The following is a 22,139-nucleotide window of genomic DNA, read 5'->3' as shown; positions in this document are numbered from 1 at the left end:
TTGTGATATTGGTCTGACTTTGATAAAAGCAATTAAGAATTAAGAAAATTATGGTAAAATATAAGGAGTTAATAAAAAATTAAAAATAAGTTCTTGATAAAGTTATGGAGAAAAAGTGTATGAAAAAACAAACTGTGGAAGAAAAGCGGCAAATGCCAGATTTTTTGCACAATGAACGCCTACGTTTACTAGCCATCTTTTTAGGATTATTGGCTTTAGTTGGTGTCGTTTTAGCTTTTACAATTGATTGGATATTAGGATTGATTTTAATTTTTGTCACGGCAATTATTTTAGGATTTTCTTTTAGAACCTTAGCTAAAATTACCGATGATACGAATGAATACATATCAGATTTATCGTATCGGATTAAACGTGGTGAACAAGATGCATTAATCCGCATGCCGATAGGTATTATCTTTTTAAATGATCAAAAAGAAATTCAATGGGTTAACCCTTATCTACAAAAATATTTTGGTAAAGAAGATCTAATTGGTCGCGAACTAACAGCGGTTGATAAACAATTAGGAATGTTAGTTAATGAATGTTGGGAAAACAAGAAAATTACAGAAGTGACGTGGAATGATGCACACTTTGAATTATTAATTCAAAGTGATATTAACGCGGTCTATTTGTTAGATGTAACAACATCGGTCAATATCGAAGAAAAATATCAAAATACACGTCTAGTTTTAGGGCAAATTTTCTTAGATAACTATGATGAAGTTACTAAAACTATGGATGATGAAACTATTTCCAATTTAAATAATTATATTACAAATGTTTTGTCTGATTGGGCACGAGAATATCGCTGCTATTTAAAACGACTTGATGATGATCATTTCTTATTATTAGGTTATCGCCAAGCTTTAACACGAATGGAAAATGATAAATTTACGATTCTTGATAAAATTCGTGAAGCAACCACAAAACAAAATTATCCGATTACCCTCAGTATGGGGATTGCCTACGGGGTCGATGATTTAACGGAATTATCGAAATTAATGCAAAGTAATTTAGATTTAGCGTTAGGTCGAGGTGGCGATCAAGTTGTTGTTTGTGAAATTGGTGGAAAATCACGTTATTATGGTGGAAAAACAAATCCGATGGCTAAAAGAACTCGCGTCCGTGCCCGGATGATTTCGCAAGCGTTACAAGAAATTATTACTAAAGCTGATCAAGTAATTGTAATTGGACATGCGCGTCCTGATATGGATGCGATTGGAGCTTGTTTAGGTGTTCGTAGAATTTGTAAGATGAATGATAAGCAATGTTGGATTGTGATGGATGAAAATCATTTACATTCAGATATTCAACGTTTGATGGATGAAGTCAAACGACATCCAGAAATGAAACGAGATTTCATTTCGGCTGAAGATGCACTTGAAAAAGCTACTAAAAATAGTTTGTTAATTATGGTGGACCATTCGAAACCATCAATTTCAATTAATCCAGAGATTTATGAAACAATGAAAAATAACGTTGTGATTATTGATCACCACCGCCGAGCAGAAGAATTTCCGGAAAATCCGGTCTTGGTATATATTGAGCCTTATGCTAGTTCGGCTTGCGAATTAATTACAGAGCTATTTGAATATCAAACGACAAGTAAAGAACCAGTAACTAAATTAGATGCAACAGCAATGTTAGCTGGGATTACAGTTGATACGCAATCCTTCTCGTTAAGAACGGGAACGCGGACTTTTGATGCGGCGAGCTATTTATTATCGGTTGGCGCCGATCCTGAAATGTTACGTCATTTTATGAAAGAAAACGTTGAAAGTTATATGCAAAGAAATCATTTAATTGATTTAGTCGAGTTTTATGGTAAAAAACAAATTAGTGCAATCTGTGCAGGCGAAGAAAATACAGATTATGATCCGGTATCTGCTGCGCAAGCGGCTGATTCATTGTTAACTGTTAGTGGTGTTGTTGCTTCTTACGTAATTACACAACGGCGGAATGGTCAGATTGGGATTTCAGCGCGGAGTAACGGTGAGTTCAATGTACAATTGGTAATGGAAAAATTAGGTGGTGGTGGCCATCTTTCCAATGCAGCTACACAATTATCTGATATGACTATTTTAGAAGCAAAAGAGAAATTACTTGCAATTTTAAAGGAAGAGCATCAGAATGATAGTAATACTGATTAGTAGGAGGAATGCAGGATGAAAGTTATTTTTACCCAAGATGTACGCGGCAAAGGTCGTCGCGGTGAAGTGAAGGAAATTCCTGATGGTTTTGCAAATTTCTTAATTAAGAATAAGCAAGCTAAGAAAGCTGATGCTAATGCGATGTCTCAATTACGAGCACAACAACGAGCAGAAGCTAAACATGAAGCTGAACTTCTTGCCGAAGCTAAAGAATTGAAAAAGGAATTAGAATCAGGCGAGATGGTTGTGGAATTAACAGCGAAATCCGGAACAGATGGTCGTTTATTTGGATCAATTACAAGCAAACAAATTGCTGACGGTTTGAAAGCACAACATAATGTGAAGCTTGATAAACGTAAAATTGATTTAGAAGAACCGATTAAAGCTATGGGATACCGCAACGTTCCTGTAAAATTGCATAATGATGTGGTTGCCACAATTCGCGTGCATATTTCTGAAAAATAGTATTAATAAAGGGCAGATACTTTAAAAAAAGTATCTGTCTTTTTTTGTGGGATGATGCATCAAGTTTTATTTATTCAAACATTTTTAAGCTAAAAGAAGGATGTTATGTGGTAAAATAATAGAATAATAAAAAACGAAAGAGAGGGCGGCAGATTGAACAATGAGATGTTGATGGAAAATCTTCCACCGCAAAATATTGAAGCTGAACAAGCTGTTTTAGGTGCGATTTTCTTAAGTAATGAAGCGCTCGCTGATGCGTCGGAACATATTCAAGCTAGTGATTTTTATCGACGCGCCCACCAATTGTTGTTCCAAACAATGGTGGATTTAAATGATGATAGTGAAGGAATCGATGTTATCACTGTCCAAAACCGTCTGACTGCGAATGATCAACTAGAAGATGTTGGTGGAATCTCCTATATTGCTGAATTAGCTAGTTCGGTACCAACTGCTGCTAATGTTGGTTATTATGCTAAAATCGTGCAAGAAAAGTCGATGTTACGAGGGTTAATTAGTGCAGCGACTAATATTATTACGCAAGCCAATAATCAAGACGATGATGTCGCTGGTTTGTTAGATGATGCAGAACGGCAAATTATGAATGTTTCTGAACGTCGCAATGTGAGTGGGTTTAAAGCGATTGGTCAAGTTTTAGAAACAACTTTAGATGATATTGATAAATTAGCTCAAGAACATGAAGATATTACAGGGTTACCAACGGGATATCATGATTTAGATATGATGACAGCCGGCTTGCAACCTGATAATTTAATTATTTTAGCGGCCCGTCCTGCTGTTGGTAAAACGGCTTTTGCGTTGAATATTGCGCAAAATGTTGGTACGAAAACAGATCAGACTGTGGCGGTCTTTTCTTTAGAAATGAGTGCGGAATCGTTAGTTAATCGGATGTTATGTTCAGAAGGGTCGATCAACGCTAATCATTTGCGAACGGGTCAATTAACAGAAGATGAATGGCATAATTTAATTGTGGCTATCGGATCTTTATCATCTACATCTATTTTTATTGATGATACACCGGGGATTAAAATGGCTCAAATTCGTGCTAAATGTCGCCGTTTAGCGAAAGAACAAAAGAATTTAGGATTAATTGTTATTGATTATTTACAATTGATTGAAGGTTCTAATAAAGAAAGTCGTCAACAAGAAGTGTCTGAAATTTCACGGCAATTGAAAAAATTAGCGAAAGAATTATCTGTTCCGATTATTGCCTTATCACAGTTATCACGTGGTGTAGAACAACGACAAGATAAACGTCCGGTGTTATCAGATATCCGGGAATCGGGTTCGATTGAACAAGATGCTGATATTGTAGCGTTTCTCTATCGTGATGATTATTATGATCGTGATCAAGAAGGTGACGATGATGAAGATGGTCAAAAGAAAGAACCGATGGATCAAGATGTTGGTGAAGTAGAATTAATTATTGAAAAAAACCGTTCGGGAGCTCGCGGAACTGTTAAATTATTATTTATCAAATCATATAATAAATTTTCTAATATTTCTTATGCACCTGAACCAAATTAAAAAAAGCGCTGAACAACAAAGTTGTTCAGCGCTTTTTTGGGATCATATTTTAAAAAAGATATAATAATTAATCTAGGGAATTAATTATTATGTTAGTATTTTACAACGAAGAGAATAATTACGCAAGTTATATGCTTATAAGAATCCGATTATTTGTAAAGCGTTTGAAAACGATGGTAGTAGGGTTTTGGTAAAAAATAAATAAAACAGCAAGATTAGTAAGGTTATTTATTTACTTATAAAATGTGAATGAGAGGGTGTTGTTTTTATAATTTATGCACATTGTTAATAAAATCTCGAGCTTGATTTGGGTCTGTGGATAAAAAATCACCCGAGTTCATTGTGGGTAAATAAGCATAACTAACGTTCAGAGTTGTGGTAGGATCAGAACTAATGTTTTTGCATGTGCTATGAACGAATTGAGCATGTGTTGTTTGAATAAAGGATGCAATGTTAGCGGCGTTTAAACCAGAGCCACAAATGATTTCGATTTGAGATTGATACTTATTGATTAAATCCGCTAATAAAGGTGCACCGGCAATAGCAGTTGGTTGCTGACCGCTTGATAAGACACGATCGACGTTTAAATCAATTAAAGTTTGGAGTGCTTGTTGTGGATCTGGTGTGTTATCAAAAGCGCGGTGAAAGATGGCTTTTTTACCTGCAGCATGAATTTTATTGACGAAAAAAGCAGTTTTAACTTGATCGATTTGTCCATTAGGGAGTAAAAAACCAAATACAATTCCAGTTAAATCTGTTTTTAAAAATAAGTCTAAATCACGACAAAGTGTTTGGAATTCAGAATCTGAGTAACAAAAACCAGCACCTCGATTGCGTAACATGGCCATTTTATCTAAATCAGGAAATTGCGAACAAATTTCTTGTACTAGACCTAAAGAAGGCGTTAGACCGCCTAAAAAGAGTGCTGAGTTAATTTCTACAGAATTAAAACCATTATTGGCTGCGATTTGAGCACCCGCGAAATCTTGGATGCAAAGTTCGGTATAAATCATATTGTAATCATCCTTTGGTAAGTTACTTGTTAAGTTAAATTATAAATAAAAATTAGCAAAAAGCATAGTTAAGTTAGTTTTTAATTGTGTAATGTTTATTTTTAAGGTATAAAGTTCGGTTATTATCCAGGTAAAAACAAATCTAATTAAAAATATTCGTTTTTAGTTTGAAATTTTGATATAGGTTTGTTAAAATGAAATTGTTGTTGAAAAAAACAAAATAGATAAAACAAGGTAAGCTTGTTAAATAAATATGAGGTGAAGCTTAGATGTCATCAATCGTAGTAGTAGGTAGTCAATGGGGCGACGAAGGGAAAGGTAAAATTACTGATTTCTTAAGTCAAAAAGCCGATGTTATTTCACGTTATCAAGGTGGGGATAATGCAGGTCATACAATCGTGTTTAATGGTGAAACGTTTAAATTACGTTTAATTCCATCAGGTATTTTTTATGCTGATAAGTTAAGTGTGATTGGAAATGGTGTTGTTGTTAATCCAAAATCATTAGTGGAAGAATTAAACTATTTACATGAACGTGGTGTGAAGACTGATAATTTAAGAATTTCGAATCGGGCGCATTTAATTTTGCCATATCATATTGTTTTAGATGGTTTACAAGAAAAATCTAAAAAAGCTGATAAAATTGGTACAACTAATAAAGGTATTGGACCAGCTTATATGGATAAAGCAGCACGTGTCGGTATTCGGATGGCTGATTTATTAGAAGAAGATACATTTTATGAAAAATTAAAACAAAATGTTGCTGAAAAAAATGAACTTTTCACAAAAATTTATGGAATCGAACCGCTTGATTTTCAAGCTATTTATGATGAATATTATGCTTATGGTCAAGAAGTGAAAAAACATGTTGTTGATACATCAGTGATTATTAATGATGCCTTAGCCCAAGGTAAAAATGTTTTATTCGAAGGGGCTCAAGGGGTTATGTTAGATATTGATCACGGAACATATCCATTTGTAACTTCATCTAATCCAATTGCGGGTGGTGTTACAACAGGGACTGGTGTTGGTCCAACGAAAGTGCAAAAAGTAATGGGTGTCTGCAAAGCTTATACATCGCGTGTAGGTGATGGTCCATTCCCAACTGAATTATTTGATGCAACAGGTGATCGTATTCGTGAGATTGGTCATGAATATGGAACTGTAACGAAACGTCCACGTCGGATTGGTTGGTTTGATGCAGTTGTTATGCGTCATGCAACGCGTGTTTCTGGTTTAACAAACCTTTGTTTAAACTGTTTAGATGTTTTAAGTGGTTTACCAGAAGTTAAAATTTGTACAGGATATGAATTGAATGGTGAAGTAATTGATCGTTATCCTGCTAGTTTGAAAGAATTACAAGCATGTAAACCTGTATATGAAGTGTTACCAGGTTGGGAAGAAGATATTACAGCATGTAAGACATTAGATGAATTACCAGTTAGCGCTCAAAATTACTTAAAACGTGTTGCTGAATTAGTTGGTGTGGAAATTTCAACATTTTCAGTTGGTCCAGATCGTAATCAAACAAACGTTTTACAAGATATTTGGAAATAAATCAAAAAAAGCTAGCCCTATGGGCTAGCTTTTTTATTTCCCGGGAAATATTAATTTAAATCCCAAGGATGTTTTAATGATAAACCGGCTTGGAATTCTTTTTGGCGTTGTAAATTAGCAATTCGTTGTGCTTTTCTATCAGAAAAACCAGCACAAACCATTTTTTCTTCAGCTGTGATAGGTTGGAGCGTAGGTAATTGAATGCCTTTTTCAGGAATAACAAAAGTTAAAAATGCAGTTAAACCTAAATAGCGTTCACCAGAATCAAGATGTTCTCCAATAATTTTTGCGAAAACTTCTAATGAGCGTCCCCCAATTCCACTCACATAAGTTTCAATACAAAAAGAATCTTCTAATTGATAAGGGGCAATAAAGTTTAGTTGATCAAGTGATGCTGTAACAGTATCAACACGGGCTGCACGTGATGCGGAAATTGATGCGGTGCCGTCTAACATTTCGAGTAAGCGACCGCCATAAACGGTATCGTGATGGTTTAAATCACTTGCTAAAACACGATGATTTGTAACAGAAAGGGTTTGTCGGCAAGTGACAATTTGTGGTTGTGATTGATTAGACACGTTGAGAGCGCTCCTTTGTATAAGTATATTTAAAAATAGTGTAGCACAAAAAGTAGTGAGAAAGGTTCTGGAATCTTAAAAAATTAAAGGAAGTTTGGCATAGAAAATAAGATAGTTTATAATAGGAGAGTATAGGTCTAGAAAATAATCAAGAAAAACTAAAAATACATAACTTAATTGCATTCCAAGGAGGAAGAACAATGAAAAAGATTTTAGTGGTAGATGATGAAAAACCGATTTCTGATATTGTTAAATATAATTTAACCAAAGAAGGCTATGAAGTCGCTACAGCTTATGATGGTGAAGAAGCTTTAGAACAAGTTGAAGAATTTGAACCAGATTTAATTTTATTAGATTTAATGTTACCCAAAATTGATGGTTTAGAAGTAGCAAGAGAAGTACGTAAGACACATGATATTCCAATTATTATGGTCACAGCGAAAGATTCTGAAATTGATAAAGTCTTAGGTTTGGAATTAGGCGCAGATGACTATGTAACAAAACCTTTTTCAAATCGTGAATTAGTAGCGCGTGTTAAAGCTAATTTACGCCGCCAAACAGTAGCTTTGAAAAACGCTAAAGAAGAGGAAGAAGAATCACGTGATATTACAGTAGGTGATTTAATTATTCATCCTGAATCATATATTGTTTCTAAATATGATGAAAAAATTGAACTAACACATCGTGAGTTTGAATTATTATATTATTTAGCACAACATTTGAATCAAGTGATGACTAGAGAACACTTATTACAAACTGTTTGGGGATATGATTATTTTGGCGATGTGAGAACCGTTGATGTTACAGTGCGTCGTTTACGCGAAAAAATCGAAGATACACCAAGTAAACCACAATGGTTAGTAACTCGGCGTGGTGTAGGATACTATTTACGTAATCCAGAAGAAGAATAAGTCTTATTTTAAGGCATGAAAGAAAAGAGTTGCGCAATATGAACAAAAGAGTTAATTTCTTTCAATCCATCCATTTCAAAATAGCGCTCGTGTTTGCCATGTTGTTATTATTAACGTTGCAAATTGTCGGGGCTTATTTTGTGCAACAATTAAAAAGCGATAACTTAAAAACTTTTAAGCAACGGATTGAATTGTCCACTTATGTCGATAATTCATTGATTGAAAATTTAGAAAAAACGGATGCGAAAGTTGCGAATCGTAAAATTAAGGAAATTTTAGAAGATGTGAATGATACGAACGCAGCAGAAATCCAAGTTATTGATGCTAAAGGTACGATTCGTGGTGATAATGCTGTTAATAATAGCAGTATTGTAGGACAAAGATCGACGAACGCTGAAGTAAGTCAAGTGATTTATAGTGGGCGACCTTATTCAAAAACAACATATGATCATAATGACAATAAACGTTATTATATCTCAATTACACCGCTTTTTAGTTCCAGTGGGAATTCAAATACAATAGTTGGTGTTGTTTATTTGCGCGCTAATTTAGAAAGTGTCTATGATTCTATTAATAAAATCACGATTATTTTTGCGACAGCTGCGTTAATCGCAACCGTCATCGGCTTAGTTTTAGCGATTTTAATTTCTAGTGCGATTACGAGTCCGATTGATGAAATGAAAAAACAAACGGAGCGGATCGCTAGAGGAGATTATTCTGGCCAAGTGAAGATTTATGGTAATGATGAGTTGGGGCTTTTGGCACAAGCAGTTAATGACTTGTCAGATCGTGTTGAAGAAGCGCAAGAATCTTCAGAAGCTGAACGACGGCGTTTAGATTCGATTTTGGCGCATATGTCAGATGGTGTTTTAGCGACCGATCGCCGCGGGAATGTTATTATCGCGAACGATATGGCGATTGCTGATTTAGGTTTGGAAGAAGAAGAAATTTTAGGACGTTCAATTTTAGATGTTTTACAATTGAAATCACAATATAGTTTGCGGGATTTATTGAAAATTCAACAAGAAATTTTAATTGATTTATCCACACCGCAGCAAGAACAAATTTTACAAGCATATTTCTCATTAATTAAACGGGAATCAGGGTTTATTTCTGGTTTAGTATGTGTTTTGCATGATGTTACCGAACAACAAAAAATTGATGAAGAACGGCGTGAGTTTGTGTCGAATGTATCACATGAATTACGGACACCATTAACAAGTATGAAGAGTTATTTAGAGGCGTTAAATGATGGGGCCTGGCAAGATCCTAAATTAGCCCCAACCTTTTTACAAATAACACAAGAAGAAGCTGATCGGATGATGCGGTTGATTTCTGATCTGTTGAGTTTATCTAGAATGGATGCCGGTCGGACACAATTAGATTTAGAATTGGTTAATTTAAATCGTTTATTTAATTATATTTTGAACCGTTTTGATATGATGCTGGAAAAAGATAATAATGATATTCGGGAAGTTGCACCTAAAAATTATACAATTCGGCGTGATTTTACTAAACGTGAATTGTGGGTAGATATAGATACTGATAAATTTATTCGAGTAATTGATAATATTATGAATAATGCGATTAAATATTCTCCCGATGGTGGGGTTATTACTTGTCGACTCTTGGAAACTCATAATCATGTTATTTTAAGCATTAGTGATCAAGGGTTAGGAATTCCGAAAAAAGATATTAATCATGTTTTTGACCGCTTTTTCCGAGTTGATAAGGCGCGTTCGCGGGCTCAAGGTGGGACCGGGTTAGGATTAGCTATTTCTAAAGAAGTTATTGAATTACATGGTGGTAAAATTTGGGTCGATAGTGTTGAAGGAAAAGGATCAACCTTCTATATTTCATTACCATATCAAGAATATGAGGGGGATCTCTGGGATGAAAATTAGAAATGTACTCTTATATTTAGCGTTAGTGATTGCTGTTTTATTTAGTATTGTGATGTCTGGTTTTTTATGGTTAAATCCCATTTATATTCAACGGCATTATCAAATTGAAAAAAAGAATCAAAAGAAAAATATCAATAATGAAAATATTAAGAAAAAATCGAGTAATTTAGTTTATTCGCCAACGAGTTTGGTTGATAATAAAGGAAATGCTAGTTATAAATTAACGAGTGAAAAAATCGATGTGTTGCAAAATGTGTTGAAAAGTATCAAAACATGGCACATGACAGATTTAGCCATTGAAAATGTTAGCAAAAAAGAATATCAAAGTTATTTGCAAATTAAAAATTCACTTGTGTTAAACTATTCTGCTCCAGTTACTTTATCATGGATCAAAAATCTTTTTGTGAATGATTTAGTTACAGTGAAAAAATTGCCGAAAATCATGCATATTGTTATTCCTTATGAAAGTAAAAAATCAGAAATTTATTTATTGGATGAAAATAATTTACAGTTGTTAAAAGTCCATATTGAAAAACAAAACTTAAAAGCGTTGAAAAAGATTATTAAGGATAAAAATTTACAAAAAAATCAAATTACTTGGCAAGATATTGATGGGCGCTGTGTGATGTATTATCAAAATGCAGTCCAAGTTCCAAATTATAGTTATTTATTAGAAAAACAAGGTGCGGATATTTATATTACTCGTTTATTAGGTGCTAATGGATCGTCATTGATTTCATCTAAAGAACAACGGGGTAAAATGGTTTATTATGATGGTACGGATAAACGCATGATTATTAATAATCAACTAGGGATGGTTTCTTATATTAATTATGATGATGAAAGAAATTATCATGACGATAAAAAAGTGATGGAAAAAAATAAAATTAATTTCACAGAAATGTTAGAACTTGATTTACAAAAATTAATTACTTTGGGAATTGGGTTAGATGATTTAAGATATGATGAATATAATAGTCATAATCATGTAATTGCTTATCGAAGTTATATTAATGGTTTGCCGATTATTTCTGATCGGTTATATGGTACGTATCAGTTACAAACTATTAAAAATGGTGGTTTACGGTTAGATTTCTCATTATATACACTGCAAGTTCCGGTGCCTTCACAAAAAAATAGTACCGAGTTAGTAGCTACGAAAGAAGTTTTAAAACGTTTAGCGCAGTATGGATATACTTTGGATAATATTACTGATATTAAAATGGGTTATTCTTGGAAACCGAATGCAGCTACGAAAGAAGTTATTGATTTAGAACCAACGTATTTTATTTATTATAATGGGATTTGGTTAAATTGTTCTGAAATTGTTAAAGTGACCACAGAGTAAAGGTAGGAGGAGAAAAGTATGAATTTCAAAAGAATCCAACGTATTTTCTTAATTGCCTTTATTGCATTAGACATTTTTTTAACGATTTCGTATTTAAAACAAAATGATATGGTAGAATCCACTACGAATACATCACAAGAAACTTCTACATCAGCTATTTTAAAAAGTATTCGTAATGATCAAATTAATTATGGTCAATTAGATAAAAAAACAGGGACAGGATTTTATTTAGCGAGTCCGAATGATAATCAATTAGATCAAGATCGCAAAAATTTACGTTATCAAACGATTAATTATAATAATCAACAAATTACAGCAACTTTTGCGACGATGATTCCGATTAAAGATACAAAAGAACCGCAAAAAACATTAGATAGCGTGATGAAAGATAAAAAATTAATCGCGCATGGTAGTGAGTATGAATATACTGCCGAGCTTTCCACCAAAACGCAAGTTGTCTATGTGCAAAAGATATATCACAAGCCGGTTTTATCGAGTCAAGGGCAGGTGCGTTTTAATATTAAAAATGGTTATGTGGATGGATATACACAAGGTTATTTAAATCAAGTAACGTCTTTACGTGAAGAACAAACAACTATTAGTGAAGAACGAGCTTTGATTTGGTTATATCAATATCGTAAAATCCCAAGTAACTCAACTGTTTTATGGGGTGAATTAGGTTATACAAAAATGTTGGTCGTGAATGGCAATACTATTTATTTACCTACTTGGAATTTTTGTATCAAAAATGCTGATTCAGATACATTAGTCTATCGGCGGGTTAATGCTTTTACGGGAGCTGTAGTTGAGGGCGAGAGTAACACTTTAAATAATTAATTAAAAAGACAACTTCTGGTTAAAAAGGAGTTGTCTTTTGTTTTATTTCCTGGGAAATAATGTAAAAACGAAAAGTAGATATTAAATTACTAGTAATCAATTATGGTTTTTTTTGAAATCGTTTCTAATTATCGGTAAAATGAGAGATATAAGATTAATTAGTTCGTTACCGAAAAAAGTAAGAGGTCATTTGGCGACGGTCCAATTAGTGCAGATCAATTATTGAGGAAATGAGGGTTTTTTATGGTAGAAAAAAATTCACAAGTCGTAACGTTAGAATCAACATTATGGGATGCAGCGAGCGTTTTACGTGGGAAGATGACAGCGGAAGAATATAAGAACTATTTATTAGGCTTGATTTTTTATCGTTTCTTGTCAGAACAAGCTCTAGAAGCAGCCGGCGTCTTTGCGATGGTTGATAGTGATATGACAGATGCTTATGTTCGGATGTTCCACTCGTTAAATATCGTGCAAGGTCGTGCAGAACAAGATCAATTCCGTGATCAACTACGTGAAAATCTAGGTTTTGTGATTAAACCAGAAAATCTTTTTGGTGCTTTTGCAAAATCAGCACAAGAACGTGAATTTAAATGTGAAGATTTATTGGAAGCATTTAAAGATTTAGAAGAATCAACAAAAGAACTACCATCTTATCCAGCCTTTGTTGGATTGTTTTCTGATTTAGATTTTAATAATCCAAAATTAGGTTTAACAAAAGCACAACGTGATCGCACAATTGGTCAATTAATTATTGCCTTAAATAAAGTTAATATCGAAGGACACCATGGTGAATTTTTAGCGGATGCTTATGAATATTTAATTGCACAATTAGCAAGTGAATCAGGTAAAAAAGCAGAAGAATTTTATACACCACGTTCCGTTGCGGAAATTATGGCACATATTATCAATTATGATTGTGAACCAGTTATTACATTGTATGACCCCGTACTAGGTTCAGGATCATTGTTATTAACAGTTGGTGAACATACCAAAGAACCAGAAATTGTACATTATTATGGACAAGATGTGAATCCAGCTATGTATAATGTCGCTCGTATGAACTTGATGATGCACGGTGTTGGATATGATCGCATGGACGTGCGTAACGGTGATAGTCTAGATAAAGATTGGCCAATTGCTCCAGTATCTAAATTTGATGCGGTTGTGATGAATTTACCAATTCAAGCACAATGGGATAATGATTTTAGTCGTTTGCGCGATGAACGTTATCAAGAATATGGCGTGTTAGCTCCAGCTGATCGTCCAGAATATGCCTTCTTACAACATGGTTTACATCATTTGTCTGAAACTGGGACAATGGCGATTGTTTTACCACACAGTGCGTTATTTGCCGGTGATAATGAAGGTGAAATTCGTCAAAAACTTTTAGAAAATAATCAAATTGATGCGGTAATCGGTTTACCAGAAAATATTTTCCACGGAACAGAACAACCAGCTGTTTTAATGATTTTGAAGAAAAATAAAACAACTGATGATATTATTTTCATTGATGCATCACAAGAATTTGAATATGGTTTAACAGAAAATAAATTAACCGATGATGAAATTGAAAAAATTGCAACAACATATAAAAACCGGGTGACACATCCTGGTTATGCAGAATTAGTAACATTCGCTGATGTGAAAGAAAATGGTTATATTTTAAGCATTCCGCGTTATGTAAGCCAAATTCAACCAGAACCAGAAATTGATTTATTGCAAATTAAAGAACGACTTGAACAAATTGATAGTGAATTAGTCCAAGCTCAACAAGATTTTAAAGCTTTAGAAGCAGAGCTAATCGATACAACAAAGAGTGGTGATTTGCATGACTAAAAAAATGCCAAAATATCGGTTTTATAAATTTTCTGATGAATGGAAATTAAAACCTGCAAACTTTAATTTAGCTGAGTTAACGCCAATTGCGGCGCGGTTTGCCGACTATTTAGGCGAATATTTAGTGACGCAAGGATATCATAGCTTTGCGGCAGACGGCCAAGCGCTCCCAACTTTATTAGAAGCAGATCAAAAACGAATTGCTTTTTATTATCCAAAAGAAATTGGGGAACAACAACGGATTGTCCAACTGTTAGCTAAAATCGATAAAATGATTAGTTACAATGAAGAACGTCTGATTATTATTCGTAATTTAAAAGATGGGTATTTACAACGTCTCTTTCCAACATATGGAGGTTCACAACCAAAAGACCGTTTAACTGGTTTTAGTGAGCCATGGCGCGAAGTTAATTTAAGTGCTTTATTTTATGAATCAAGACAACCAGTTGTTCCAAATGAATATTATCCAGCTGTTAAATTACAAGCTGATATGAAATTAGAGTTAACACCGATTAAAGATATTGATTATCGTGAATTAGCGAAATTCCAAAAAGTTGAGGTAAATGATTACCTTTATGATGGAGATGACTTTTTAGGTGGTGTGCGTGGTTTGAACTTGAGTCAACCATGTTCAGTTGCTAAAAAATATCATGTTATGCGTGTCAATGAAGGGGTCGATGTTCACTTTATTCAAGCTTTAACAGCTACGTATAATTTCTTATATAGTGTGCAACGTTTTGAACAAGGCGGAAAAGTACCAGTTGATAATTTCCGACATGTTAAATGTTATGTACCAACTGATGTAGCTGAACAAAAAGCAATTGGGGAGTTTTTCACTAATTTATGTCGTCAAGTTGAATTACAAGAAGCAAAAATTCAAGTTTTACAAGACTATAAACAAGCTTATTTACAAAAAATGTTTTTAGTTAAGAAACACTAATTAGCTGACCCAAGCCCTATAATAAAAAAAGTCGTGGATTCTTTTTATTGTAGGGCTTTTTTGTGAGAAGAAGCATTAAAGGAGGTGGTTTGTATTTGTTTAAGTTTTTCAAAAAAGATCGACCAGAAATTACTGTGGATGAATTAGCACAAAAACTACCCCAAGTAGCAGTGATTGATGTGCGCCGGAGTGATGAGTATCACACTGATCATATACCAGGAGCGATTCATATTCCGTTGGATGTAGTGGCTAGTTTAGATTTACCACAAGAATTAACTGAATTAAAAGGTCAAAAAATATATATCATTTGTCGTTCGGGGAGACGAAGTGCGAGAGCAGTTCAAATTTTACGACAAGTTGGTTATCAAGCAGATAATGTTGTGGGTGGAATGTTGGCTTGGAATAAGAAATAACTTAATAAATAACTTAATTAAAGGAGAGACCTAGTTTAATGAAATTAGTAATTATTGGTGGTGTAGCTGGAGGTATGTCTGCAGCTGCTAGAGCGCGTCGTTTATCGGAGGATTGGGATATTACAGTTTACGAGAAAGGGAAATATGTTTCTTTTTCCAACTGTGGTTTACCATACCATTTATCGAAAACGATTCCACAAGAAGAACAGTTGATTTTACAAACACCAGCTGTTTTGAAAAAACGCTTTAATATTGATGCTTTAGTAGAACATGAGGTAACAGCTATTGATCCCGTTGCGAAAACTGTAACGGTGAAACATCAAGGAGAGAGCTTTGTCGATACATATGACAAATTATTAATTGCGACAGGTTCGCAAACTAATTTCTTTAACTTACCAGGTTTAAAAGAAGCAACTAATGTTTTCACATTAACTAATGTGATGGATTTACAAAATGTTATGACATCTATTCAAGATCAAGATGTAAAAACAGCCGTTGTTTTAGGGGCTGGATTTATTGGTGTTGAAGTTGCTGAAAATTTAGCTAAAAGAGGAATTAAAGTTACTTTAATTGATCGTAATCCGCAAATTCTTTCAGTTATGGATTTAGAGATGTCTTATTTAATGAAACAAGTGTTAATTAAAAATGGAATCGATGTAAAAACAGCGAGTTCGGTTGTAGAAATGAAAGATCAAGGAAAAACAGTTGTTTTAGGTGACGGTACTACATTACAAACAGATCTCTTTATTTGGGCTGCTGGGGTTCGTCCACGGACAGAATTAGCTCAAGCTGCGGGTGTTGAATTAGGTGTTGGTAATGGGATTATTGTTGATCATAATTATGAAACAAATGTGAAAGATATTCACGCTGTGGGTGATGCCATTGTTGTGAAACATCAAATTACAGGAAATGATACGTTGATTCCATTAGCTTCACCAGCTAATCGACAAGGTCGTCAAGTTGCTGATATTATTGTTGGAGATTTACCTCATCATAATTTAGGGAGCTTAGGTACTTCAATTGTCGGGGCTTTCGGTCATGCTTTAGCATGTACAGGCTTAAATGAAAAAGCTTTCCAAGATAGTGATGTACCCGTAGGCGTTGTGCATACTTTTGGTTTAGATCATGCGGGATATTATCCAAATGCAACACGAATTTCCTTAAAAGTTATTTTCAATTTAGAAACTGGACAAATTTATGGTGCCCAAGCCTTTGGTGTTAATGGTGATGCAGTCGCACGGCGAGTAGATGTGATTGCAACTGCGATTAAAAGTGGTTTATTATTACCAGAATTACCAGAATTAGAATTGAGTTATGCTCCACCATTTGGCGTGGCAAAAGATATTGTCAATATGGCAGGGTATATGGGCTTGAACTTGATGGAAGGATTAACCCAAAGTATTCAATGGTATGAAATTAAAAAGTATTTAGATGCTGGTTGGGAAGTTATCGATGTGAGAACCGCCCAAGAATATCAAGAACAAGGACATTTACCTGGTTCGCTTAATATACCAATTGATGAATTACGGGAACGTCGTCATGAACTAGATCCTAATAAAAAATATTTATTAGCATGTTTAAGTGGTTTGCGGAGTTATTTAGCAGAACGTCAATTACGAGGACAAGGATTTAAAGAATTGCGCAATATCGATGGAGCTTATTTAGTTTATAAAAATATGTGTCCAGAATTAGTTGAATTTGATTAAACAAGATATTATTAAGATGTTATCTGATTTGTTTCAGATAGCATCTTTTTTTGAGGTTTTTCACAGGTTAATGTTCGGTAATTGCTACAGAGGTGAAACTAGCTGGAGTTCAGAGGTGTTAAACAGAATGTTAATCATTAAATGGTTTTACTTAATAAGATAAGTTATTTTATAATTAGTAAAACGTTATAAGATTAATAAAACTAATCTAAAAAAACTGAATATCCGTTTTAAAAGAGGGGATAACGACCAAAAAATGAGTGCGTTTACAAAAAATAAAAAAGATTAATGTTCGTGTTTTTGTAACTAATTCAGTGGACATAGGATTGAAAAGAAGTTTATCGCTCGTTATTGGCAAACTATAGCTTTTTAGTGTTTGGAAAATATTCCAATTCAATGAATTGGTCAATTTTTGGTAGTGTTTACAAATTATTAATAAATGTTATACTAACAATACGTTAAAAAAGGAAGCGAATTAACGCCATTTTTTAATTATATAATTAATACATTATAAGGAGGAATTCTAAGTGAGTATGTACTTAGTCGTTAATATTATCGGTCTTATTGTATTCTTAGCAATTGGACTTATTTTTTCAAAAGACCGCAAAAACATCAACTGGAAATCAGTTGCTATCATGGTTGTATTCAACCTTGTTTTAGCATGGTTCTTAACAAGTTTCTCAATCGGACGTGATATCGTTGCCGGTGCTGCAGCAGGTTTCAATGCGTTAGTCGAGGTTTCATTTGAAGGTATTAAGTTTGCATTACCAAACTGGATGCCAGATAACCAACCAATTAACTTCGTTGCTGCTGCGTTACTTCCAATCTTAATGATCGTTCCAATGTTTGATATCTTAACATATATTGGTGTTTTACCATGGATCATTAAATGGATCGGTTTTGGTCTTTCAAAATTAACAGGCCAACCAAAATTTGAATCATTCTTCGCAGTTGAAATGATGTTCTTAGGTAACACAGAAGCTTTAGCTATTTCTGGTTTACAATTACGTCAAATGTCTGCAAAACGTAACGTTACATTAGCTATGATGTCAATGTCATGTATTACAGCTTCTATTTTAGGGGCATATACACAAATGATGCCAGCTGATTTAATTTTAACAGCTGTTCCAATTAACATTATTAATGCTTTAATCGTAACATCAATGTTAAACCCAGTTAAAGTTGCTCCTGAAGATGATGTAATTGTAACAATGGGCGGTTCAGCACAAAATGAAGCTGAAGCAAATATTGAAGAAAACGCAAAACGTTTCGCTCCTGGTGCAGAAATGCCTGCAAAACCAGCTCGCGAACCATTCTTCTCATTCTTAGGTAACTCAATTTTAGGTTCTGGTAAATTAATTTTAATTATCGTTGCTAACGTTATTGCATTCGTATCTTTAGCTGCTTTAATTAACAAATTATTAGGTATGATTTGGTCACCACTTTCATTAGAAAGTATTTTAGGTGTCTTCTTATTCCCATTTGCATGGTTAACAGGTCTTCCAGTTCACGATGCATTCAAGTTTGCTCAATACATGGGTATGAAGTTAGTTACAAATGAATTCGTTGTTATGGGTATGGTTAAAGATACAATTCGCACAGCTGCATTCTCAAACCACTACCGTGCTGTATTAACAGTCTTCATCACATCATTTGCTAACTTCTCAACATTAGGTATGATTATTGGTTGTTTCAAAGGTCTTGTTGACGATGAAAAGAACAACGAAATTTCACGTAATGTTGGTTACATGTTATTATCTGGTGTTTTAGTATCATTATTATCTGCCGCAACAGTAGGTTTGTTCGTCTGGTAAAATGAGTTTTAAAAGTAGTCATAAGACAAAAAGAATTGATTACAAAACAGAAATTATCGCAGGAATCACCGGATTCTTTGCAATTTCTTACATCATCATTGTTAATCCAATGATACTAGCAAACGCTGGGATCCCTGCGGACCTCAGCGTTTTTGCTACGATTTTCTCTTCAGCTTTGGGATGTTTATTAATGTGGCGTTGGGCAGATGCGCCGATTATTATGACACCCGGAATGGGAGTTAATGCCTTTTTCACATACACTTTAGTAGTTGCGATGGAATTGACTTGGCAACAAGCAATTGCTATTTCAATTATTTCAAGTGTTTTATATTTAATTATTGCATTTACTAAATTAAGTACGATTTTTTCTCAAGCTATTCCAGGTTCTTTAAAAGCTGGGATTACAGCAGGGATTGGATTATTTTTAGTTACCATTGGTTTGGAAAAAGCACATTTAATTCAACAAGGCGGATCTCGTTCTTTATTAGCGATCGGTGATCTTAGTTCGCCTACTGTTTTATTAGCATTATTTGGCTTAGTAGTAACATTAATTTTGTTTTTAAGAAAAACACCTGGTGGATTTATTATTGGGATTATTTTAACAAGTGTTTTAGGTGTTGTGTTTGATATTGGACAACAACAATCAGGAATGAGTGTATCGTTAGCTCATCTGGCGCAATATCCAAGCATTATGTTTAAAGGTGATTTTAGTAGTTTATTTACATTGAAGTTCTTGTTAGCTGTTTTTTCAATGACCATGATTTTGGTTTTTGAATCAATGGGCTTATTAGAAGGTTTGTTACCTGAAAAAAGTCAATTTAAACGTGCTTATCAAGCAAGTGCGATGTGTACCTTTATGTCTGGTTTCTTAGGAACAAGTCCAACTGTTGCAGCAGCAGAAAGTGCTTCCGGGATTGAATCGGGAGGTCGGACTGGTGTTATGTCATTAACAGCGGGGTCATTATTCTTGATTTCGTTATTATTTATTCCGTTATTAAGTTATGTTCCTGAAGCAGCGATTGCTCCTGTGATTATTATTACAGGTGCTTTAATGATGGGAGCTTTACAATCGATTAATTTTGGTGATTTTTCTGATTGGTTCCCAGCGTTTTTAATTACGGTGTTAATACCTTTAACGGGTTCAATTTCTACAGGATTAGCATTTGGTTTCGTTGCATATCCACTTGCTAAAATTGCAGTTGGTCAAACTAAAAAAGTTAGTGGGACTTTGTATATTTTAGCAGCGTTATTTTTATTGCAATTAATTTGTGATGCGGTCTTTTTATAGAAATTGGTCTGATAGAAGTTCTTTTGTTTTTAGACAAAAGAACTTCTTTTTTTATTGGAATAAAACTTAATTATTTCATGGTCGTAAAACCTTAATGTTCGTTAATTTCTAAAAAACGAACCCGTGATCAGAAATAAAAGTCGTGAATTCCATGTTAAAAGTACCGAAAAACATGTTTTTTAAATCAATAAATCTAATTGTTTGCTTAGTTAATATATCGACTAGATAAAAAATAATAAATTTGAATAACAAAACCTAAAATTGGTATAGTTTTATATCTGTTTTTTGTTACTAGTAATTATTTTTTTATAAAAGGTTTTGCGCAATGTATAATTTTTATTTAATTTAAGAAGAACCTTGATATATCAAGGTTCTTCTGCTTTTTAAAAATAAAAATTGAAAACGCTTTTATTTTATGTTAAATTATTAGAGAGCAAACTTCGTAATTGGTCTAATTATGAGAAGTAAAAGAAGCAGTTTCATAAAAAAACTGCTTCTTTTTACGAAATCAAAAGATCTCGGTTAGGGGAGAAGTAATAAAAACCGAAAATTAACGCGAAGTGTAGGAAAAAAGAATGAAATGTAATTAAGACAAAAAATTGAGGAGGAAGCAAAGTGGATAAGAAGAAATTCATTACTACCTTGCAGCGCCAGACACAGGCTGGAAATTATTTATTGGGAGTAGAAACAGCAACCGGGATTAGTGCTCGTTGTGCAGTTGATGGGGGAGCAGATTTTATTTTAGCATTGAATTCAGGTAAATTACGTCAAATGGGGCGTAGTCCAATTGGAAGTTTTTTACCATTTAAAAATAGTAATCAACATACTTTAGAATTCTCTGATAGTGAAATTCATCCTATTACTGGATATACACCATTAATGTTAGGTGTTAATGCGACTGATCCAACTTTGAAAATGGATGAATTTTTAAATGAACTTCAAGTTAAAGGTTATACAGGGGTGGCTAACTATCCTACTGTGTCATTAATTGATGGTAATTTTAGAAAAGCTTTAGAAGAAAATGGGTTAGGTTATGCACGTGAATTAAACTTAATTCGAGAAGCTAATAAAAAAGGTTTAGTTACATTTGGTTTTGCAACAGATTTATTAAGTGCATTACAAATGAATGAAGCAAAAGCAGATATTATTTGCTTACATTTAGGTTTAGCACCTAATGAAGAAACAACAGCTAAACATCGTGATTCTTTAGAGCATATTTTAGAATTAGTTCGCCGTGTGAGTGTTGAATTGAAGAAACGTAAAAGTCAAAGTATTTTAATGATTTATGGTGGACCAATTAACAGCGTGACAGAAGTACGTTATTTGCATAATCATGTTGCTAGTTTAAGTGGATTTGTTGGTGGAGCTAATTTTGAACAATTAGGAACAACTGATCAATTTATGAAACGAATTCAAGATTTCAAACGTGCTGACCGGACACATAATGACGATCTAACTGCAGAAATGTTAGAAGGTGCTAGTCAATATGATGATCCTGTTGATTTTGTCCGTCGATATGTTCAAGAAAATTATTCGTTATCAATTCATATGCGTGAATTAGCTAAGTTAGCTCATTTGTCACCATGTTATTTAAGTGTTTTATTTAAACGTAAAATGGGTATTACTTTTACTGATTATCTTGTGAAATATCGGATTAATAAAGCCGTTGAATTAATGCGCCATGAAGAATTACAGTTAACAGAAATCGCGACAATGGTTGGATATACTGATTATGCGCAGTTCAATAAAATTTTTAGAAAACATATGGATATTGCGCCGAAGAAATATCGGCAAACAAAAATCCAAATTGTATCTTAATAAAGTGAAATCGGGGT

The 22,139-nt window shown here is 33.8% G+C and carries 17 protein-coding genes; 15 read left to right on the top strand and 2 right to left on the bottom strand.

Annotated elements, in window-relative coordinates; genetic code table 11:
• Positions 1-119 precede the first annotated feature (119 nt).
• The 3 genes from G540_RS0100880 to dnaB all read left to right on the top strand — a co-directional run bounded on the left by G540_RS0100880 (position 120) and on the right by dnaB (position 4,160).
• Complete coding sequence (locus G540_RS0100880; RefSeq protein ID WP_027106457.1) at positions 120-2,150, top strand: DHH family phosphoesterase; 2,031 nt, start codon at positions 120-122, stop codon at positions 2,148-2,150.
• A gap of 15 nt (positions 2,151-2,165) precedes the next feature.
• Positions 2,166-2,615 carry a 50S ribosomal protein L9 gene (gene rplI / locus G540_RS0100875; protein WP_027106456.1) on the top strand — a complete coding sequence of 150 codons (450 nt, stop codon included), beginning with the start codon at positions 2,166-2,168 and terminating at the stop codon, positions 2,613-2,615.
• A gap of 153 nt (positions 2,616-2,768) precedes the next feature.
• Positions 2,769-4,160, top strand: coding sequence for a replicative DNA helicase (gene dnaB / locus G540_RS0100870; RefSeq protein ID WP_027106455.1), 1,392 nt, complete (start codon positions 2,769-2,771; stop codon positions 4,158-4,160).
• Between the two features lie 266 nt (positions 4,161-4,426).
• On the opposite strand, the gene G540_RS06800 is transcribed toward dnaB, so the two are convergent.
• A complete protein-coding gene (locus G540_RS06800) occupies positions 4,427-5,173 on the bottom strand; it encodes a copper homeostasis protein CutC (RefSeq protein ID WP_051188904.1) in 747 nt (248 codons plus the stop codon).
• Positions 5,174-5,442: 269 nt separating this feature from the next.
• Between G540_RS06800 and G540_RS0100860 the strand changes: the two genes are divergently transcribed.
• Positions 5,443-6,729 (top strand): adenylosuccinate synthase, encoded by a 1,287-nt coding sequence (locus tag G540_RS0100860; RefSeq protein ID WP_027106454.1) that lies wholly within the window; start codon positions 5,443-5,445, stop codon positions 6,727-6,729.
• Positions 6,730-6,779: 50 nt separating this feature from the next.
• On the opposite strand, the gene G540_RS0100855 is transcribed toward G540_RS0100860, so the two are convergent.
• The gene (locus G540_RS0100855; RefSeq protein WP_027106453.1) at positions 6,780-7,307 is read right to left on the bottom strand and encodes an acyl-CoA thioesterase; all 528 of its coding nucleotides are present in this window, start codon (positions 7,305-7,307) and stop codon (positions 6,780-6,782) included.
• 200 nt (positions 7,308-7,507) lie between these two features.
• On the opposite strand from G540_RS0100855, the gene yycF reads away from it, so the two are divergent.
• The 11 genes from yycF (at position 7,508) to G540_RS0100800 (ending at position 22,122) form a co-directional block, all read left to right on the top strand.
• Positions 7,508-8,218, top strand: coding sequence for a response regulator YycF (yycF, locus tag G540_RS0100850; RefSeq protein ID WP_027106452.1), 711 nt, complete (start codon positions 7,508-7,510; stop codon positions 8,216-8,218).
• A 38-nt stretch (positions 8,219-8,256) separates the two neighbouring features.
• A complete protein-coding gene (gene walK, locus G540_RS0100845; protein ID WP_027106451.1) occupies positions 8,257-10,122 on the top strand; it encodes a cell wall metabolism sensor histidine kinase WalK in 1,866 nt (621 codons plus the stop codon).
• On the top strand, positions 10,112-11,470 hold the full coding sequence (locus tag G540_RS0100840) for a hypothetical protein (protein WP_027106450.1): 1,359 nt from the start codon (positions 10,112-10,114) through the stop codon (positions 11,468-11,470). The genes walK and G540_RS0100840 overlap by 11 nt, the downstream gene beginning before the upstream one ends.
• An 18-nt stretch (positions 11,471-11,488) precedes the next feature.
• The gene (locus G540_RS0100835) at positions 11,489-12,307 is read left to right on the top strand and encodes a two-component system regulatory protein YycI (RefSeq protein WP_027106449.1); all 819 of its coding nucleotides are present in this window, start codon (positions 11,489-11,491) and stop codon (positions 12,305-12,307) included.
• A gap of 243 nt (positions 12,308-12,550) precedes the next feature.
• Complete coding sequence (locus G540_RS0100830; protein ID WP_027106448.1) at positions 12,551-14,143, top strand: type I restriction-modification system subunit M; 1,593 nt, start codon at positions 12,551-12,553, stop codon at positions 14,141-14,143.
• Positions 14,136-15,083, top strand: a complete 948-nt coding sequence (locus G540_RS0100825; RefSeq protein ID WP_027106447.1) for a restriction endonuclease subunit S domain-containing protein — start codon at positions 14,136-14,138, stop codon at positions 15,081-15,083. Before G540_RS0100830 ends, G540_RS0100825 begins: the two co-directional genes overlap by 8 nt.
• A 95-nt stretch (positions 15,084-15,178) precedes the next feature.
• Positions 15,179-15,496 (top strand): rhodanese-like domain-containing protein, encoded by a 318-nt coding sequence (locus G540_RS0100820; RefSeq protein ID WP_027106446.1) that lies wholly within the window; start codon positions 15,179-15,181, stop codon positions 15,494-15,496.
• 38 nt (positions 15,497-15,534) lie between these two features.
• The gene (locus G540_RS0100815; protein WP_027106445.1) at positions 15,535-17,202 is read left to right on the top strand and encodes an FAD-dependent oxidoreductase; all 1,668 of its coding nucleotides are present in this window, start codon (positions 15,535-15,537) and stop codon (positions 17,200-17,202) included.
• Positions 17,203-17,735: 533 nt separating this feature from the next.
• Complete coding sequence (locus G540_RS0100810) at positions 17,736-19,016, top strand: NupC/NupG family nucleoside CNT transporter (RefSeq protein ID WP_027106444.1); 1,281 nt, start codon at positions 17,736-17,738, stop codon at positions 19,014-19,016.
• Position 19,017: 1 nt separating this feature from the next.
• Entirely contained in the window at positions 19,018-20,304 is a 1,287-nt protein-coding gene (locus G540_RS0100805) for an NCS2 family permease (protein WP_027106443.1), read from the top strand.
• 615 nt (positions 20,305-20,919) lie between these two features.
• Positions 20,920-22,122: a phosphoenolpyruvate hydrolase family protein gene (locus tag G540_RS0100800; protein ID WP_027106442.1), complete on the top strand. Its 1,203-nt coding sequence runs from the start codon at positions 20,920-20,922 to the stop codon at positions 22,120-22,122.
• Positions 22,123-22,139: the final 17 nt, after the last annotated feature.

Source organism: Ligilactobacillus ceti DSM 22408 (assembly GCF_000423245.1).
Classification (GTDB): domain Bacteria; phylum Bacillota; class Bacilli; order Lactobacillales; family Lactobacillaceae; genus Ligilactobacillus; species Ligilactobacillus ceti.
Note: the sequence above shows the minus strand (reverse complement) of the source record. Positions and strands in the feature narration are given on the sequence as shown.

What these genes read in the sequence shown, in the direction of transcription:
- G540_RS0100880 (WP_027106457.1), top strand. Translation starts at nt 120, where the DNA reads ATGAAAAAACAAACTGTGGAAGAAAAGCGGCAAATGCCAGATTTTTTG.
- rplI (WP_027106456.1), top strand. Translation starts at nt 2,166, where the DNA reads ATGAAAGTTATTTTTACCCAAGATGTACGCGGCAAAGGTCGTCGCGGT.
- G540_RS06800 (WP_051188904.1), bottom strand. Translation starts at nt 5,173, where the DNA reads ATGATTTATACCGAACTTTGCATCCAAGATTTCGCGGGTGCTCAAATC.
- G540_RS0100860 (WP_027106454.1), top strand. Translation starts at nt 5,443, where the DNA reads ATGTCATCAATCGTAGTAGTAGGTAGTCAATGGGGCGACGAAGGGAAA.
- yycF (WP_027106452.1), top strand. Translation starts at nt 7,508, where the DNA reads ATGAAAAAGATTTTAGTGGTAGATGATGAAAAACCGATTTCTGATATT.
- walK (WP_027106451.1), top strand. Translation starts at nt 8,257, where the DNA reads ATGAACAAAAGAGTTAATTTCTTTCAATCCATCCATTTCAAAATAGCG.
- G540_RS0100840 (WP_027106450.1), top strand. Translation starts at nt 10,112, where the DNA reads ATGAAAATTAGAAATGTACTCTTATATTTAGCGTTAGTGATTGCTGTT.
- G540_RS0100835 (WP_027106449.1), top strand. Translation starts at nt 11,489, where the DNA reads ATGAATTTCAAAAGAATCCAACGTATTTTCTTAATTGCCTTTATTGCA.
- G540_RS0100830 (WP_027106448.1), top strand. Translation starts at nt 12,551, where the DNA reads ATGGTAGAAAAAAATTCACAAGTCGTAACGTTAGAATCAACATTATGG.
- G540_RS0100825 (WP_027106447.1), top strand. Translation starts at nt 14,136, where the DNA reads ATGACTAAAAAAATGCCAAAATATCGGTTTTATAAATTTTCTGATGAA.
- G540_RS0100815 (WP_027106445.1), top strand. Translation starts at nt 15,535, where the DNA reads ATGAAATTAGTAATTATTGGTGGTGTAGCTGGAGGTATGTCTGCAGCT.
- G540_RS0100810 (WP_027106444.1), top strand. Translation starts at nt 17,736, where the DNA reads ATGTACTTAGTCGTTAATATTATCGGTCTTATTGTATTCTTAGCAATT.
- G540_RS0100805 (WP_027106443.1), top strand. Translation starts at nt 19,018, where the DNA reads ATGAGTTTTAAAAGTAGTCATAAGACAAAAAGAATTGATTACAAAACA.